Genomic DNA, 17868 nt, shown 5'->3' with positions numbered 1-17868 from the left:
CGATGTCTTTAATCAGTGTTTCAGGTGCGTGGCTGTCGTTCAGCGATGCGCCGCTGTTGGATAACACCGAACTTCATATCGAAGAGAATGAACGCGTTTGTCTGGTTGGCCGCAACGGGGCGGGCAAATCGACCCTGCTGAAAATTTTGGCCAAAGAGATCGCGCTGGATGATGGTCGCATCACCTATGAACAAGATCTGATTGTCGCGCGGTTGCAGCAGGATCCGCCGCGTGATGTCGCTGGCAGCGTGTTTGATTTTGTCGCCGAAGGGGTCGCCGCACAGGCGGGTTACCTGAAAGATTATCACGCCATGCTGCGTCTGGTTGAAAGCGATCCGAGTGAAAAGAACCTGAACCAGTTGGCGAAGTTGCAGGACGTTCTGGAACATCAGGGGCTGTGGCAACTGGAAAGCCGCATTCACGAAGTGCTGGAACAGCTTGGTCTGTCGGCCGATGCGCCGCTGGCGTCGCTCTCCGGCGGCTGGTTGCGTAAAGCCGCGCTCGGCAGAGCACTGGTGAGTTCACCACGCGTGCTGCTGCTGGATGAGCCGACCAACCATCTGGATATCGAGACGATTGACTGGCTGGAAACCTTCCTGAAAACGTTTCAAGGCAGCATTATCTTTATCTCCCATGACCGTTCTTTTATTCGCAATATGGCGACCCGCATTGTCGATCTCGACCGCGGCAAGCTGGTTTCCTGGCCGGGCAACTACGACAAATATCTGGAAGGAAAGGAAGAGGCGCTACGGGTGGAAGATCTGCAAAATGCCGAGTTCGATCGCAAGCTGGCGCAGGAAGAAGTGTGGATCCGTCAGGGCATCAAAGCCCGTCGTACCCGTAACGAAGGCCGCGTGCGAGCGCTGAAAGCGATGCGTCAGGAGCGTTCCCAGCGCCGTGAAGTGATGGGGTCGGCCAAAATGCAGGTCGAAGAAGCGGCTCGCTCCGGTAAGATTGTGTTTGAGTTGGAAGAGGTCAACTATCAGGTTGATCAGGGTTCCTCGGGTGAGAAGAAAGTCCTGACGCACAATTTCTCCGCTCAGGTACAGCGCGGTGACAAGATTGCGCTGGTCGGGCCGAATGGCTGCGGTAAAACCACGCTGCTAAAATTGATGCTGGGTGATCTGCAACCCGTCAGCGGGCGCGTACACTGCGGTACGAAATTGGAAGTAGCCTATTTCGATCAGCACCGTGCTGAACTCGATCCAGAACGTACCGTGATGGACAATCTGGCGGAAGGTAAACAGGAAGTGATGGTCAACGGGCGTTCACGCCATGTGTTAGGCTATTTACAGGACTTCCTGTTTCATCCGAAACGCGCCATGACGCCGGTAAAAGCGCTGTCAGGGGGCGAGCGTAACCGCCTGCTGCTGGCCCGCTTATTCCTCAAGCCCAGTAACCTGTTGATTCTCGATGAACCAACCAACGATCTGGATGTGGAAACGCTGGAACTGCTGGAAGAGTTAATCGAAAGCTATCAGGGAACGGTTTTGTTGGTTAGCCACGACCGTCAGTTCGTCGATAATTCGGTGACCGAATGCTGGATCTTTGAAGGCGAAGGCAAGATTTCCCGTTTTGTCGGCGGTTATTACGATGCGCAACAACAGCGGGCAACGGCAACGCCACTGCGAACAACGTCGGCTCCGACGGTAGCCGCACCCGTGGCGGCACCAAGCGCCGCCCCGTTCGCGAAACGAAGTGTTGGGAAATTAAGTTATAATCAGCAGCGCGAATTAGAACAGTTACCACTGCGCCTTGAGCAGTTGGAACAGGAAATTGCGTCGCTACAAGCGCAAATGAATGATGCTGGTTTCTTTAACCGCCCACGGGAAGAGACGCAGCAGGTCTTAAGCGCGCTGGCAGAGGCGGAAAGCGCGCTGGAAACCTGTTTTGAACGTTGGGAAGCGCTGGAAGCACAGAAAAACGGCTAATTCATTCAGATTTCTGGCAAGCTTATTTCTCGAACGAGAACGGTGATAATGGGATAGAAGAGTAAAGCGTTTGCGCCATGGACAAAAACGTCAGGAACGTTTTTGAACGTCGCTAGCGACGGCCCTGAAAGGGTGAATCTCAGGGATGAGATTCATATCCGCGCAATCCGAGCGTACAGGACGTATTTACAGCGGTCTTTACGATCTACCCATTATCACCGCACGATGTACTTTACCTGTGCACTTATGGCATTGGTGACGATGCTTTCAGTCAGAAGCTGACGAATTTTGAAGGAGAGAACGTGTGTGTTCCCATCACGATCGGCATGACTGTAATATTCAACACGAGCATCACCATGATGACTATATACTTTGCCCGCAGTGCGACCTGCTGGTGGAACTCCCTGAGCTATTGTATGGACAGAAGGCGACGTGCCCCCGCTGTAAAACCGCGCTAACCAGCCGACAAACGGAACCGCGTAAACGGACAGTTGGCTACGCGGTGAGCGCCCTGTTTATGCTATTGCTGGCAAACCTCTTCCCTTTCGTTTTTATGCGTGTGGCGGGTATCACCAGCGAAATTACCCTGATACAAATTCCTAAAGTGATGGTGGCGGAAAACTATGCCAGCGTCGCGACGCTGTTTATGCTTTTTGTTCAGTTGGTTCCCGCGTTAAGCATGCTGACCCTCATTCTGCTGTGCCTGCATGCCTCGCTACCGCTGACGTTGAAAAAATACATGGGCAAGGTGCTGTTCCACCTGAAAAGTTGGGGAATGGCAGAAATTTTTCTGGCTGGTGTGCTGGTCAGTTTTGTCAAACTGATGGCCTATGGTGATATTGGCATCGGCACCAGTTTTATGCCTTTTGTTCTGTTTTGCCTGTTACAACTACTGGCTTTTCAAAGCATTGATCGCCGCGGGTTGTGGAATGATATTGTGCCGCCGCCCGCGTTACCTGCGTTGCCGATCCTGGGGAAAAGTGGGTTATCACAAGGGCTGCGTTCGTGTTCATGTTGCACCGCTATCCTGCCCGCTCACCAGTTAATCTGTCCACGCTGTCACTCACATGGACATGCGCGCAAGAAATACAGCTTGCAATGGACGCTCGCTCTGCTCATTACCTCTGTGATGCTCTATATTCCTTCAAATCTGTTGCCGATCATGGTGACGGAGGCCTTCGGCGATCGTATGGGATCGACGATCATGTCGGGCGTCATTCTGCTGTGGGGGATGGGATCTTATCCTGTCGCGCTGGTGATTTTTGTCGCCAGCGTCATGGTGCCATCGCTAAAAATGCTGGCGTTAGGCTGGCTGTGCTGGCAGGCCAATGGCAAAACCAAAAACACGAAAGACAGCGAGCGGATGCATGTCATCTATGAGATGGTCGAGTTCGTCGGGCGCTGGTCGATGATTGATGTGTTCGTGATTGCCGTTCTGTCGGCGATGGTGCGTATTGGTCGCCTGATGAGTATTTATCCCGCCGTTGGGGCGGTATTGTTTGCGGCCGTGGTGATTCTGACCATGTTTGCCGCGATGATGTTTGATCCCCGCTTGTTGTGGGATCGTCGCAATGATGTTCTTCATAAGGAGTCTACCGTTGGCGAACGATAATCATGCCGTTGCGGATGTAGAAACGATTAAACGCTGGTCGCCAGTTTGGATTGTGCCGATTGTCACGGTGCTGATCGGTGCATGGATACTATTTTACCATTTCAGCCATCAGGGGCCGCAAATTACGCTGATTACCAGCAACGCCGAGGGCATTGAAGCGGGAAAAACCGCCATCAAAAGTCGTAGCGTCGATGTTGGGGTGGTAGAGAGCGTAGTGCTGAGTGACGATCTCCATCGGGTGGAGATCAAAGCGCGCCTGCATGACGGGATGGATAAACTGCTAAAACAGGACTCTGCTTTTTGGGTAGTGAAACCGCAAATTGGTCGGGAAGGCGTTTCCGGTCTGGGGACGCTCTTATCCGGTGCTTACATTGAGCTACAGCCCGGTGCCCACAAAGAGGATAAATATGAGTTTACCTTGTTGGATTCACCGCCGTTGGCCTCGCCGGATGCGAAAGGCATCAGAGTGATACTAGACAGTGAACAATCCGGTCAGTTGAATGCAGGCGATCCGGTGCTGTTTCGCGGCTATCGGGTCGGGTCGGTAGAAACCAGTGAATTCGATCCGAAAGCGCGCAAAATGCGCTATCAACTGTTTATCTCTGCGCCGTATGACGGTCTGGTGACGACCAATGTCCGTTTCTGGAAAGATAGCGGTGTGGCGTTCGATATGTCGGCACAGGGCATGCGTGTCGAAATGGGATCGCTGACGACGCTGTTTAGCGGCGGAGTTAGCTTTGATGTCCCTGCCGGATGGGAACTGGGTGAAGCCGCCCAGACCATGGCGCAGTACCGACTCTTTGATAACCAGCGCAGTATTCAGGACTCGTTATACACTGAATATAAAGAGTATCTGCTGTTCTTCAGCGAATCGATCCGGGGCTTGCAGGCGGGGGCGCCGGTTGAATTCCGCGGTATTCGCCTGGGTACGGTGGCCGAAGCGCCATTTTTCCCACGTAATATGAAACAGGACCTGGATGATGACTATCGCATTCCGGTGTTGATTCGTATTGAACCCGATCGGTTTGAGAAGAAGATTGGCGAGACGGTTGATTTTGAACAGCATCTGAAGCAGGCCCAATCGCTTGGGCTGCGGGCATCCATGAAGTCGGCAAATATTCTGACAGGAGCGCTGTATATCGATCTCGATTTTTATCCAAAAGAAAAAGTGGATAAAAAGCTGTTCGTTATGGACGGTTATCCGGTTCTGCCTACCATTGACGGCGGTCTTTCACAGATTCAGCAGAAGCTGATGGCGGTATTGGATAAAGTTAATAACCTGCCGCTGAACCCGATGATCAATGAAGCCACGAAAACGCTCACGGAAAGCCAGGCAACGTTGCGTGAAATGCAAAAAACGCTGGCGACGTTGAATAAGATTACGTCCAGCAAAGCGATGCAGGATCTGCCGGAAGACATGCAGAAAACCCTGCTTGAATTGAATCGCAGTATGAAAGGCTTCCAGCCCGGTTCACCCGCTTATAACAAAATGGTGGCCGATATGCAGCGTTTGGATCAGGTGCTGAGAGAGCTACAGCCCGTGTTGCGTACTCTGAACGAAAAGAGCAATGCACTGGTGTTTGAAGCTTCTGGTAGCCAGGATCCTCAGCCTAAGAGGGCAAAATAATGATGAAAGGATGGACGCTGGCGATAGCGCTGGTATTGAGCGCGTGCAGCAGTAGCAACACGCAGAAAACGTATTATCAGTTGCCGACAATAGCGGATACCCATACCACGCAGGGGACGGTGATTCAGGGGCATCCGCTTTGGGTGGAACATGTCAGCGTGGCTGATTATCTCGTCAATGCAGGGCTGGTCTACCAGACTAATGATGTGCAGTACGTGATTGCCAGTAATAACCTGTGGGCCAGCCCGTTGGATCAGCAATTACAGCAGGCGTTGGTGACTAATCTGGGGCAGAGGCTGCCTGGTTGGGTGGTAACGACGCAGCCGCAAGGCAACGATCAGGCGGTGCTGAATGTGTCTGTAACGGGCTTTCATGGCCGTTATGATGGCAAGGTTATCGTCAGTGGCGAATGGATGCTGACCTATCAGGAGAAAGTATTCAAACGCCCCTTTAGCCTGATGTTGCCACAGAAGGAAGATGGTTATGATGCGCTGGTAAGAACGTTGGCACAAGGCTGGCAGCAGGTTTCCCAGTCGATTGCCCAGCAGGCAGGCATGCTTAACTAAGTGTTGCCCATGTTCGGTATTACCCGATGCTGGTTCGCAACAACGGCGGTTCAAAAAAATCAGGCCTCTAAAGGCGTAATGTTGTGATTGCATTACATTTTTATAGGTTTTTTATTGTTTTCAATTGGTTAGTGTTTTTTGTTATCGAGTAGGGAAAATTCCTATTTTGGATCACAAATATGACACTGGCGTGAATTTTGCGCCTTGACCTTTGGTGACAGAATCGGTATTGATAGTCTGTGGTTGCTTATAAAGCAATCATTGTTTTCTTTCCACCAGATAAATAATGAGGGAAATAAGGCATGAAGAGACAGAAACGCGATCGCCTGGAACGGGCTCATTCACGCGGTTATCAAGCTGGTATCGTCGGTAGACCAAAAGAGTTTTGTCCTTATCAATCAATTAATGCCCGGTCTTACTGGTTGGGAGGCTGGCGAAAAGCCATGGAGGACAGGGCTGTTACCGCTTAGTCGGCCTTGTCATAAGAGGGAACGCCTCCGCTTTTGCGGAGGCTTTTGCTTTTAGGGGGGGCTAAATGCCTTGATGCTGTTTCCCTCTGTTCAATCGATACAGAGATCTCCCAACCGACGCGATCCATCCACACCATCGACATACGCCCACACTATCGGTATACCCCATCGACCAATGCGATCGACAACGATATCGGCCTTCGAGATCGATCCAGTGCTTTGTTGTTTCTGTCACGCGATTGACTCTTTTGTTTCGATTTCAATCATTTTTAGCTGTTTTTTGATTCGTTATTGCGCGATTTAGGCTTTAAGTTGATTGAATGAGGGTTTTTTTCTCTTTTTCTGTTAAAAATCTATCATTCCTGCCTGGATGGTATGGCTCAAGGCGGCAATGTAGTGTAATTTTTTACTCAGAATTTTCTGAAAATAGGTTAGAGAGAAGAATATCGTGAAATTACGAACCAGAATTGCACTGCTATGTGGTACGACCTTATTAGGGATGTTAATTTTATCTTCTGTGGCGCTGAATACGCTCTATAACACGATGATGAGCGAACGTACTGGTCAGCTTTCTACGCTGGTTCAACTGGCTCATTCGGCGGCACAAAAGTCATATGACCTTGAAAAAAGTGGTCAATTGTCCCGCGAGGAAGCAGAGAAAGAAGCCAAACGGGCAATTAGCAGTTTCCATCAAGGCGATCGCTATTTCTTCGTGCGTGGCTATACGAATGACGTGAACTATGTTCATCCTAACCCCAAGCGTATTGGCATCGTCGACGCGAACGGCGGTAAAGAAGCGGGGGAACGCTATCGTGCTGCACTTCAGGGCAAGACGGTTGGCACCGTGATCGCGGAAGGGACGCGTCCGGGGCAGCAGAATAAGGTTGAGAAGCTTTATGCTGTCATCAAATTCGAGCCTTGGGACTGGACGATTGGCTACGGTGATTACATCGACGATATCCAACAAACATTCTGGCATAATGCCTTGATTTTATTGACCTTAGGGCTGGTTCTGTTATTCATTATTTCTGTGCTTGCATGGAATATGCTCCGTACGCTAATGCGCCAGCTTGGCGGTGAACCCCAGTATGCGGTGGATGTTGTACGCGAAATCGCGGAAGGTAACTTGCGCGTTGATGTTGAAACGAAGTCGGGCGATCAAACCAGCATTCTTTACGCCATCCGCGCGATGCGCGACAACCTGTCTCATCTGGTTAATCAGGTGCGCAGCAGTACAAACTCCATTGCTACCGCTTCAACGCAGATCGCTTCGGGTAACGGCGATTTGTCTGCGAGGACTGAGTCGCAGGCCAGTGCATTAGAACAGACGGCAGCGGCGATGGAACAACTCACCGCGACGGTGAAACAGAATGCAGACAATGCGCGTTATGCGAATGAACTCGCGGTGTCGGCGTCGGATGTGGCCGTTCGCGGTGGGGATGTTGTCAATCGGGTCGTCGTGACGATGGATTCCATAAACTCATCATCGCGCAAAATTGTGGATATTATCGGCGTCATTGACAGTATTGCTTTCCAGACGAATATTCTGGCGCTCAATGCGGCGGTAGAAGCCGCAAGAGCGGGTGAACAGGGCCGTGGTTTTGCGGTGGTCGCGAGTGAGGTGCGTACATTGGCGCAGCGTTCGGCCTCCGCCGCCAAAGAAATTAAAGGTTTGATCGATGATTCTGTTGCCAAGGTTGAAGAGGGGACGGATTTCGTGAAGCAGGCTGGCGCGACCATGAGCGAAGTTGTTGAAAGCGTACACCGCGTAACATCGATGATGGGAGAGATCAGCGTTGCGAGCGCAGAACAGCGTTCCGGTATTGAGCAGGTTAATCTCGCGATATCGCAGATGGATCAGAGCACGGAACAAAATGCCGCGCTGGTTGAAGAAGCGCTGGCCGCAGCGCACTCGCTGAGCGAACAAGCGCAGGATCTATCACGCACCGTTGAACAATTCCGCGTTGATGAATCCGCAGGCCGCTATCTGGCGCTAGGGGCAAGACACTAGAAACAAAATGGCAGGATTTAGGTCGTTGATTGAATGTTGTCGTTTCATGTGTCTAAAGACGAAACTAACGCGTTAAGATAATACCAGTCAGTCGGTTAGCTGACTGGTATTACCAACTATCCCGGAGGATAGTTATTATAATGGCATTTTCAACCTATTATTTGGCTCTTGCTCAATAAAGAACCTGTGAATAAATTCTAGTGCCATATGCTGTCCGGGAAAAGGTAACCTTTTTAATGCCTCGGAAAATGTTGCCCAATAATATTCACTATGTTCTTCATTCAGTGTTATTTTACAATTGTTAGACACGTAAGAAATAAAAACAGGAACGAGAGTGATCGCATCTCTATCTGATTCATAGAATCGTTCGCAGTAATCAGCAGAATACAAGTTACTTAACGTTAAGCCAGTTTCTTCTTTGGCTTCACGTAGTACTGTCTGCCATGCTTTTTCTCCTGGTTCCACACCACCCGCAATTTGACACCATTCGCCGTGTTGTGTGCTACCGCGACGCTTTAATAAAAGAATCCTACACTCGCTTTCTGTTCGACGAATAATAAAAAGGGAAATAGAAAAAGAACGAACTAAGATTTCTTGTCTCACTTTCGGCCTCACTTAAGATCAGACACGCGTAGAATATTAATTCTACAGACTAGTGTGTTTAAAAAAACCGTTGGAATCAAATTTTCTTTAAAAAGATATGCATTGCAAACGTCTTCTGTAAGATTCTTAATCTGGAGGCTTCAGCAGTGGAGCAGGAAGCCTCATTCGTTCATGTGGAACGGCGCGGTAGGGTTATGCTGCTCACGAACGGCCTATTCATCAGCACGACCTTAACAGAAATAAAACTTAACAGGTAATATACTAATAAATCACCCGGAGAATATCAGATGAAATAGTGAGTGATTAATATCACATGGTGTTTTTAATTATATGTTCTACGTGAGATGATTGGTAAATATGAATAAATTGTATTGATGGGTATTATTTGGGTAGCCCTGGATGTATGAAAAAAGTAGATATGTTGAATCATGTTGTTTTACATGGAACCTACCATCGTGGGGCAGTGGGATGGTTACTTTCTGAATGTAAGGTTGTACCACCAAAAGATGTTTTGACAGTATTCGTTCGTGATCATCTTGAATAAGATAGAATTGCCTTGTGGTTTAAAATGCTAACGTTTTGTCCTGAGGTATGAATTTTTTAGGGGACAAAAAAAGCCCGCCTGCGCGAACTTTTTTGTATGGCTTTATGCAGGACAAAATCAAAATATTATGTTTAATGAATTGATTTTGTTCAAAATATGGCGGTGAGGAAGGGATTCGAACCCTTGATACGTTTTCACGTATACACACTTTCCAGGCGTGCTCCTTCAGCCTCTCGGACACCTCACCGTAGTCTCGCGGTATGTCAGCGAACGGCGCTAATGTAGGTAAATTGCTGGACAGCGTCAACAAACTTCTGCATCCAATACGTGCAATTAGCTAAAGTTAACGCAATTTGTTGCTTTACTCACCAGTTGTTACCCTCGTATTCGTTTTTTTAGCGCGATGTCTCCCCACTGCTCGTTTCGTTTGTATTCATTGCAGGTTGTGATTTCGCCCATTGGCTGCGGAATACCCATGAAAATGGTATGCTGGCTCGCAAACGTTGATGCAGGCGAACCTATGCTTCTCGCAGGAGCGGATAGTAAATGTGAGTCCTGTCGCGTGTTGGATTTCCTCGAACAGCGTGGAATGCCTGCTATCGTCGAGTTTGCTAATTTGTGACATTGTCACTAAAAAATACATAGGGTTATGAATGAACGAATTTTCTATTGTGTGCCGGCTATTGGGCACGCTGTTTTATCGTCAGCCACAGGATCCTGTGCTGACGCCACTGTTCACGCTGATTAAAGAAGGGAAGCTGACACAGCACTGGCCGCTGGAGCAGGATGCCTTATTGGCTCGTTTGCAAAAAGGTTTGGATTTACCCGCAATAGCCGCGGATTATCAGGCCATGTTTGACAAAGAAAACGGCTCGGTTTCCCCGTTGCGTTCCTCGTACGAAAGCGATGGGGATGATGCGCAGATTCGTACTTTTCTGCAACAGCGTGGCATGCCAGTAAATGATGGTGCGGTTGGGCATTTCGGTAGTTTGCTGCTTGCGGCATCATGGCTGGAAGATCAGGCGCAAGAAGACGAAACGACGGCTCAGATTACCCTGTTTGATGAATATTTATTGCCGTGGAGCGATCGTTTCCTCGGGAAAGTGGAAAGTCACGCTACCACTGCATTTTATCGCACGTTGGCGATAGTGTGCCGCGAAGCGCTGGAAGCCATGCGAGATGAACTGGGTGAAAGTGAAGACGACGAGTCTGAAGCAGAAGAATAGTTCGGCGCTGAATGATGCCGATAGCAGGCAAAGCGTATGCTATCGGCATGTCAGCATTAGTCAGTCAACAGGATAACGATCTGGCCGGGCTTGATTTCGATGCCTTTCGCCATCTTCTTCGCCAGCGACTCTGTTGTGTTCTTATCGGCATTCAACACGTAAGCTGGTTTTTGGTCAAAATAGCTTTTTAGTGATTGATTGAGGTAAGGGCTGAGTGTTTTCACTACTGCCTGCATTTTTTCTGGTTGGACAGTGTAATCAACCAGTTCCATGTCTTTCAGGTAAATTGCGCCCTGAGTTTTATCAAATACGGGCTGCGCTTTCAGTGTCAGCTTCATATCTGCTGCCTGATTGCCCAACAAGGACGAAATATCGACTTTCGCATTGCCCGTTAGCGTCACTTTCCCCGGTTCTGCCCGACCAATTTGGCTGGAGAGTTCGGTCAAGACGATATGTGCATCCACCACGCCAGGTACGCCCAGTTGTTTCTGATAATCATTGTGTTTTTGCAGGTACTCATTCACTTCCTGCTCACTGAGCGTATATTGCGTGAGCTTATTACAGCCGCTAAGTGTAAAAGCAAGCAGCACTGCGGCGGCTGCCATCCATCCTGATTTTTTCATTATTCTGACCTCTTGATGCGATTTACGCGCACAATTTACTGATATGGCAGTTTACTAACGTGACAGAGTCACAACCAACACAACTCTGTGCGAACAGCGTGCGTCCGATGCGTAGAGTAAACAATAGGATAGCACCGAAAGAGCAGAATGAAGCCGCGCAGTAAAACTGAGTCACGTCATCTGAGTTTGTTTCGATGTTATCCCGATGGTTCTAAAGAAGAGACTATCCGCGATGAAACTATTGTTTGCTTATATTAGGAAAATCTAAGCGGGTTTTACCGACGAAAGTATCTTCGTCGGTAAAATTCAGACTAATGACCACCAAGCATCGCAGGTTCGATGTGGCGTTGATTGAACTGCCAATACAGCGCGGCTAATGTCAGGAGCCCGATCGTGCCGAGCATGAACCACGGCAGCTCTGGCTGATTTAGCGCGTGTCCGGTATCGAATAACCAACCACCGCCGCTGTAGCCAATCGCGCCACCGAGCGCTAATCCAAGGCGACTGAAACCCATGTAGCTGCCTCTGGCTCTGGCGTCGGCCAGTGAGGCGCTCAAGGTTTCACGCGCGGGTTCTGCGATGATCGAGCCCATGTAAAACAGGCTGATAAGCAACAGCAGGGTTTGCAGCTCCGTCGTCATCCCGATCGGGAACATACTGACTGACATGATGAAAAGCCCTGCCATCAGGCGTTGTTCCAGCCGGAAGCGCTTCTCGCTCCAGCGGGCGATAGGGTACAGCAGCGTCAACGACAGTGTCGCTTCAATGGCGTACATCCATTTCACCGCAGACGGCGTTCCGGCGAGTTCGTTGACCATGATGGGTAGCATCAGCAGAACTTGAACGGCCAACATGTAGTAGCCCGTCAACGTTAATACATACATCAGGAAACGGTGGTCACGAATGACACGCGTCAAGCCTTCCAGTATTGGCGTCTTGACCGTTGAAATACGGTAGGCTGGCAGCAGCCAGGTATTGAGCGCCGCTGCAAGTACGAAGATGACCGCCCCCGCCCAGCAAACAATCTCGAAATCGTATTGCAGTAACCAACTGCCGATGAGAGCACCGATAACGGCACCGGCGCTATCTTGCATCATCAGCAGCGAATAGAAACGGCCACGCTCCTGTGGACGAATTAATTTGATGACCAGCGCGGTACGCGGCGGGTCGAATAGCGTGCCGCCGAGGCCAGATAACGCACAAGACAGCCACAGCAGCCATGGTTCATCGGCAAGCGCCATAAAAACAAAGCCGGAGGCACGCAGCAGCATCCCGGTGATAATCATCGGTTTGGCACCAAAACGGTCAGCAATGGCCCCGCCGAAAATACCGAGCCCTTGCTGAATAAACTGGCGCAATCCCAAAGCAATACCGACTAATAATGCAGCCCAGCCGAGATCATCAACAAAACGAATGGAAATAAGGGGAAAAACAACGAAGAACCCCAACACCACCAGCATATTATCTAATAATAAAAAATATTTACCCAAGCTCCGAGCTTGCGACATCAGAGGCATGTTTCACCACAACGAAGAAAGGAGGAAAATAGCAGACATGACTATTTTGTACTCTAATGCGACTTTGGTATAGCCCTATGTTGGATAATATTTTTTTATCGATTTAACGTTACCCTGGTAGCATCTCAGCGATAAAAAATGGTGTTCCCGATTCAACTGCGCAATAACTCGGCGACGAAGATTTTACGTCTATGAATTTATGTGGTTATAGTAAGGATTATCGGAAATACCGATATTTTCTGCTTATGCGGAATCATTGTTTTTTAGCGGCGATAAATTTTACTTATCGATAACATGGCGAGGCAGGGGGAAAAATGTTTGGCTACCGTTCAACGCCAGCAAGAGTGCAATTGACAACGGATAGACTGGTGGTGCGTCTGGCCCATGAGCGTGATGCCTGGCGTCTGGCTGAATACTATTCTGAAAACCGTGATTTCCTAAAGCCGTGGGAGCCGGTGAGAGATGCCAGCCATTGCTATCCATCGGGCTGGCAGGCGCGGCTGAGTGTGATTAACGATATGCACAAGCAGGGCAGCGCCTATTACTTTCTCCTTTTGGATCCGAATGAAAACGAAGTATATGGCGTGGCTAATTTTAGCAACGTGCTGCGCGGATCGTTCCACGCCTGCTATCTGGGTTATTCTCTCGGCCAGAAATGGCAGGGGCAAGGGTTGATGTACGAAGCGTTGCAACCCGCGTTACGTTATATGCAGCGTCAGCAGCATATGCATCGCATCATGGCTAACTATATGCCGCATAATCAGCGCAGCGGGAACTTACTCACGCGGTTGGGGTTTGAGCGTGAAGGCTATGCGAAGGATTATCTGCTCATTGATGGCAAATGGCAGGATCATGTATTAACCGCGCTGACTAACGCCGAATGGAAGTCTCCGCGCTAAGGAAAATAATGAAATACCAATTGGATGCTCGTGAAGCCCGCGTAATCGGCTGTATGTTGGAAAAGCAGATCACTACGCCGGATCAATACCCGATGTCATTAAACGGCATCACCACCGCCTGCAATCAGAAAACCAACCGTGAGCCAGTGATGGAACTGAGCGAAAGCGAGGTGCAGCAAACGCTGGATTTACTGGTGAAGAAGCACTTTCTGCGCACGCTCAGCGGCTTTGGTAACCGTGTGGTGAAGTATGAACATCGTTTTTGCAATTCGGAATTTGGCGATCTGAAGCTTTCGCCTGCGGAAGTGGCGCTGGTGACTACGCTTCTCTTGCGTGGCCCACAGACACCGGGTGAACTGCGCACGCGCGCAGCCCGATTGTATGAATTTTCAGATGTCAGCGAAGCAGAGTTGGCTCTTGAGCAATTGCAGCAGCGCGATGATGGTCCCTTTGTCGTCCGATTGGCGCGCGAAGCAGGTAAACGGGAAAGCCGTTATCGACACCTGTTTAGCGGTGAGGCCAGCGATGCTGCGCTTCCTGAAGCGGAAAGCGTGAACGACATTCCGCATCCGTTGGCCGAACGGGTTGAGGCGTTGGAAAATGACGTGGCTGAACTCAAACGCCAGCTTGCCTTACTGTTAGCAGAATGAATCGGCATTAGGCAGAAAGCCAGCCATGAAGCTGTCACTGCGTATGATCGGATATTGCTGGGAAAAAGCTGAAAATTTCAGCAGTTATGACAATGTTCGGTAGCTATTACATGCGCAATGCGTAGACTAGTCGCACCTCGCAATCAGGATGACCTTAACGGGTTAATGATCTGTCCTGAACCGTTCAGAATATAATCGAATGAACTTACTTAAATCACTGGCTGCTGTCAGTTCCATGACCATGATATCGCGCGTTTTAGGGTTTGTGCGCGATGCGATCGTCGCCCGTATTTTTGGTGCTGGTATGGCGACGGACGCCTTCTTTGTGGCGTTCAAACTGCCCAATCTGCTGCGACGAATTTTTGCGGAAGGCGCATTCTCACAGGCTTTTGTCCCCATCCTCGCTGAATATAAAAGCCAGCAGGGCGATGAAGCCACGAGGACGTTTCTCGCCTATGTCTCTGGGATGCTGACGCTGATTCTGGCGTTGGTCACCGTGGCGGGTATGGTGGCCGCACCTTGGGTCATTATGGTAACGGCTCCTGGTTTTGCCGCGACGCCGGATCGCTTTGAACTGACCTCGGATCTATTAAGGATCACCTTTCCCTATATCCTACTGATCTCATTGACCTCAATGGTCGGTTCGGTATTGAACACCTGGAATCGTTTCTCGGTGCCAGCATTTGCACCGACGCTGCTTAACGTCAGCATGATTGGCTTCTCGCTGTTTGCCGCACCGTATTTTAACCCACCCGTAATGGCGCTAGCCTGGGCCGTATTGGTTGGCGGTTTACTGCAACTTGGCTACCAATTGCCGCATCTGAAAAAGATTGGCATGTTGGTATTACCGCGCCTTAAATGGCGTGATCCGAGCGTCTGGCGGGTGATGAAGCTGATGGGGCCGGCGGTGTTAGGCGTGTCGGTTAGCCAGATTTCGCTGATCATCAACACTATTTTCGCCTCCTTTCTCAGCGAAGGGGCGGTGTCATGGATGTACTACGCGGATCGTCTGATGGAATTTCCTTCCGGGGTTCTGGGCGTGGCATTGGGAACGATTTTACTTCCGTCGCTGGCGAAGAGTTTTGCCAGTGGCAACCATGAGGAGTATTCCCGTCTGATGGATTGGGGACTACGCCTGTGTTTTCTGTTGGCGCTGCCGAGTGCGGTCGCTCTCGGTATTTTGGCTAAGCCCTTAACGGTGTCGCTGTTCCAGTACGGCAAATTTAGCGCCGTTGATGCGTTAATGACGCAACGGGCGCTGATTGCCTACTCGGTAGGTCTGATGGGATTAATTGTCGTCAAAGTGTTAGTACCCGGTTTCTATTCCCGGCAGGATATCAAGACGCCAGTAAAAATAGCGATGGTTACGCTGATTATGACGCAAATCATGAACCTGATCTTTATCGGCCCACTGCAACATGCGGGGCTGGCGTTGTCCATCGGCCTGGCCTCCTGTCTGAATGCGGGGCTGCTGTATTGGCAATTGCGTAAACAGGATATTTTCCAGCCACAGCCGGGGTGGATGCGTTTTCTGGTGCGTCTGCTGGCTGCGGTTATCGTGATGTCGCTGGTGTTACTCGGTATGCTCTGGTGTATGCCCGCGTGGGATGACGGCAATATGACGATGCGGATCCTGCGTTTGCTGCTGGTGGTGGTCGCGGGAGCGGGTTCCTACTTCGCTACGCTGGCGCTGTTGGGATTTCGCCCTCGGGATTTCGCTCGTCGTAGCGTGTAACAGCGCTCAGTCATGGTGGAATAAAAAACGCCATTGGTGGTAGCACCAATGGCGTTTTTTTCAATGAATAGATTTTCAGTCGATAGATAACTACATCTTTTCGACGGTGTCGATGCCCAGCGTATCCAGACCTTGCTTCAACGTTTTCGCTGTGAGTCGCGCCAGTTTCAGACGGCTCTGACGCACGTCGTCACTGTCGGCATTGAGAATCGGGCAGTGCTCGTAGAAACCGGAGAACAGGCCAGCCAAATCGTACAGATAGCTACACATCACATGCGGTGTGCCTTCACGGGCGACGGTGGTGATGGTTTCTTCAAATTGCAGCAGGCGCGTGGCAAGGGCATATTCGCGCTCGTCGAGCAGTGTAATCGGCTGTGTTAGGCTGTCTTCCTGTATTCCCGCACGTTTGAAAATGGACGCGACACGCGTATAAGCGTATTGCATATACGGCGCGGTATTGCCTTCAAACGCCAGCATGTTGTCCCAATCGAAAACGTAGTCCGTAGTGCGGCTTTTCGACAGGTCGGCATACTTGATCGCACCGATAGAAACTACTTTCGCCAGCGCGGTTAACTCATCGCTTTCCATCTGTGGGTTTTTCTCTGCGATGAGCTTCAGGGCGCGATCGTAGGCTTCATCCAACAGATCCGACAGCTTGATTGTTCCGCCTGCGCGCGTTTTGAAAGGCTTACCGTCTTTGCCCAGCATCATGCCGAACATATGGTGTTCGAGGCTGACAGAATCAGGCACGTAACCCGCTTTACGCACGATGGTCCAGGCCTGCATCAAATGCTGGTGTTGACGAGAGTCGATGTAGTAAAGCACACGATCGGCATTCAGGGTTTCATAACGGTATTTGGCACAGGCGATATCTGTGGTGGTGTAGAGGTAACCGCCATCCTTTTTCTGGATGATGACGCCCATCGGTTCGCCTTCCTTGTTTTTATATTCATCAAGGAAAACGACCGTTGCGCCTTCGCTCTCAACGGCCAGACCTTTTGCTTTCAGGTCGGCAACGATGCCTGGGAGCATGCTGTTATACAGGCTTTCGCCCATCACATCCTGTTTGGTCAGCGTGACATTGAGGCGTTCATAGTTGATCTGGTTCTGCGTCATGGTGATGTCGACGAGCTTGCGCCACATCTGACGGCAATATTCATCGCCGCCCTGCAATTTCACCACGTAACCGCGCGCGCGTTCAGCGAACTCGGCATCGTCGTCATAGTGCTTCTTGGCTTCACGATAAAACGCTTCCAGATCGGACAAGTCCATCTCATTCGCGCTTTCGTTTTGCATTTTTTCAAGGTAGGCAATCAGCATACCGAATTGCGTGCCCCAGTCGCCAACGTGATTAGCACGGATGACGTTGTGGCCTAAAAACTCCAGCGTGCGGGCTGCGGCATCACCAATGATGGTTGAACGCAGGTGGCCGACGTGCATTTCCTTAGCAACGTTAGGAGCGGAGTAATCAATCACGATCGTTTGTGGTTCAACGGGGGATAAACCCAGTTTCGGCGCATTCAGCGCATTCTCAACCTGGCTCGCAACCCACTGTTTATCGAGGAAAATATTAATAAATCCCGGGCCGGCGATTTCTGTTTTTTCCGCAATGCCCTCCAGAGCCAAAAGCTGGACGACTTTTTCGGCCAATTGTCGTGGTGGCATGCCCAGCTTCTTTGCCACAGCCATGACGCCATTGGCCTGATAATCACCAAACTGTGCTTTTGCCGACTGACGAATCTGAGCTTCGCTGTCTGCTGGCGCGCCCGCGGCGGTTAACGCCTGGCTAACTTTTTCGGAGAGAAGAGCCTGAATATTCACCGGTTTACCTTAAATAAAAAATTAAGCCTTGCT

The 17868-nt window shown here is 50.2% G+C and carries 14 protein-coding genes, 1 tRNA gene and 1 pseudogene; 11 read left to right on the top strand and 5 right to left on the bottom strand.

Annotated elements, in window-relative coordinates:
* Positions 1-2 precede the first annotated feature (2 nt).
* The 6 genes from OI69_RS00340 to OI69_RS00320 all read left to right on the top strand — a co-directional run bounded on the left by OI69_RS00340 (position 3) and on the right by OI69_RS00320 (position 8217).
* Positions 3-1931: an ABC transporter ATP-binding protein gene (locus tag OI69_RS00340; protein ID WP_039344468.1), complete on the top strand. Its 1929-nt coding sequence runs from the start codon at positions 3-5 to the stop codon at positions 1929-1931.
* A 304-nt stretch (positions 1932-2235) separates the two neighbouring features.
* On the top strand, positions 2236-3543 hold the full coding sequence (gene pqiA, locus OI69_RS00335) for a membrane integrity-associated transporter subunit PqiA (protein WP_039344464.1): 1308 nt from the start codon (positions 2236-2238) through the stop codon (positions 3541-3543).
* The gene (gene pqiB, locus OI69_RS00330) at positions 3503-5170 is read left to right on the top strand and encodes an intermembrane transport protein PqiB (RefSeq protein WP_052198280.1); all 1668 of its coding nucleotides are present in this window, start codon (positions 3503-3505) and stop codon (positions 5168-5170) included. The genes pqiA and pqiB overlap by 41 nt, the downstream gene beginning before the upstream one ends.
* Positions 5170-5736, top strand: coding sequence for a membrane integrity-associated transporter subunit PqiC (gene pqiC, locus OI69_RS00325; protein WP_039344461.1), 567 nt, complete (start codon positions 5170-5172; stop codon positions 5734-5736). The genes pqiB and pqiC overlap by 1 nt, the downstream gene beginning before the upstream one ends.
* A 302-nt stretch (positions 5737-6038) precedes the next feature.
* Complete coding sequence (gene rmf, locus OI69_RS18925) at positions 6039-6206, top strand: ribosome modulation factor (RefSeq protein ID WP_010276992.1); 168 nt, start codon at positions 6039-6041, stop codon at positions 6204-6206.
* 448 nt (positions 6207-6654) lie between these two features.
* The gene (locus tag OI69_RS00320) at positions 6655-8217 is read left to right on the top strand and encodes a methyl-accepting chemotaxis protein (protein WP_039344458.1); all 1563 of its coding nucleotides are present in this window, start codon (positions 6655-6657) and stop codon (positions 8215-8217) included.
* Between the two features lie 135 nt (positions 8218-8352).
* Here OI69_RS00320 and OI69_RS18920 read toward each other — a convergent pair whose 3' ends face one another.
* The gene (locus OI69_RS18920) at positions 8353-8820 is read right to left on the bottom strand and encodes an NUDIX hydrolase (RefSeq protein WP_072034235.1); all 468 of its coding nucleotides are present in this window, start codon (positions 8818-8820) and stop codon (positions 8353-8355) included.
* Between the two features lie 388 nt (positions 8821-9208).
* Between OI69_RS18920 and OI69_RS18915 the strand changes: the two are divergent.
* A pseudogene (locus tag OI69_RS18915) lies at positions 9209-9364 on the top strand (DinB family protein); the annotation flags it as partial.
* 157 nt (positions 9365-9521) lie between these two features.
* Here the strand turns inward: OI69_RS18915 and OI69_RS00315 are convergent.
* Positions 9522-9611 (bottom strand) — tRNA-Ser (locus OI69_RS00315).
* A 406-nt stretch (positions 9612-10017) separates the two neighbouring features.
* Here OI69_RS00315 and OI69_RS00310 point away from each other — a divergent pair.
* Positions 10018-10590: a TorD/DmsD family molecular chaperone gene (locus OI69_RS00310; protein WP_039344455.1), complete on the top strand. Its 573-nt coding sequence runs from the start codon at positions 10018-10020 to the stop codon at positions 10588-10590.
* 56 nt (positions 10591-10646) lie between these two features.
* Here OI69_RS00310 and OI69_RS00305 read toward each other — a convergent pair whose 3' ends face one another.
* Both OI69_RS00305 and mdtH read right to left on the bottom strand, forming a co-directional pair.
* Positions 10647-11213, bottom strand: a complete 567-nt coding sequence (locus OI69_RS00305; protein WP_039344452.1) for a lipoprotein — start codon at positions 11211-11213, stop codon at positions 10647-10649.
* Between the two features lie 311 nt (positions 11214-11524).
* Positions 11525-12730, bottom strand: coding sequence for a multidrug efflux MFS transporter MdtH (mdtH, locus tag OI69_RS00300; RefSeq protein ID WP_039344449.1), 1206 nt, complete (start codon positions 12728-12730; stop codon positions 11525-11527).
* Positions 12731-13044: 314 nt separating this feature from the next.
* On the opposite strand from mdtH, the gene rimJ reads away from it, so the two are divergent.
* From rimJ to murJ, 3 genes are all read left to right on the top strand, one after another.
* Complete coding sequence (gene rimJ / locus OI69_RS00295; protein ID WP_039344446.1) at positions 13045-13629, top strand: ribosomal protein S5-alanine N-acetyltransferase; 585 nt, start codon at positions 13045-13047, stop codon at positions 13627-13629.
* Positions 13630-13637: 8 nt separating this feature from the next.
* The gene (locus OI69_RS00290) at positions 13638-14279 is read left to right on the top strand and encodes a YceH family protein (protein ID WP_039344444.1); all 642 of its coding nucleotides are present in this window, start codon (positions 13638-13640) and stop codon (positions 14277-14279) included.
* 199 nt (positions 14280-14478) lie between these two features.
* Positions 14479-16014 (top strand): murein biosynthesis integral membrane protein MurJ, encoded by a 1536-nt coding sequence (gene murJ / locus OI69_RS00285; protein ID WP_039344442.1) that lies wholly within the window; start codon positions 14479-14481, stop codon positions 16012-16014.
* Positions 16015-16104: 90 nt separating this feature from the next.
* Here the strand turns inward: murJ and argS are convergent, their stop codons facing one another.
* On the bottom strand, positions 16105-17835 hold the full coding sequence (argS, locus tag OI69_RS00280; RefSeq protein ID WP_039344440.1) for an arginine--tRNA ligase: 1731 nt from the start codon (positions 17833-17835) through the stop codon (positions 16105-16107).
* Positions 17836-17868: the final 33 nt, after the last annotated feature.

It is taken from the genome of Pectobacterium fontis, from assembly GCF_000803215.1.
In the GTDB taxonomy this organism is placed as follows: domain Bacteria; phylum Pseudomonadota; class Gammaproteobacteria; order Enterobacterales; family Enterobacteriaceae; genus Pectobacterium; species Pectobacterium fontis.
Note: the sequence above shows the minus strand (reverse complement) of the source record. Positions and strands in the feature narration are given on the sequence as shown.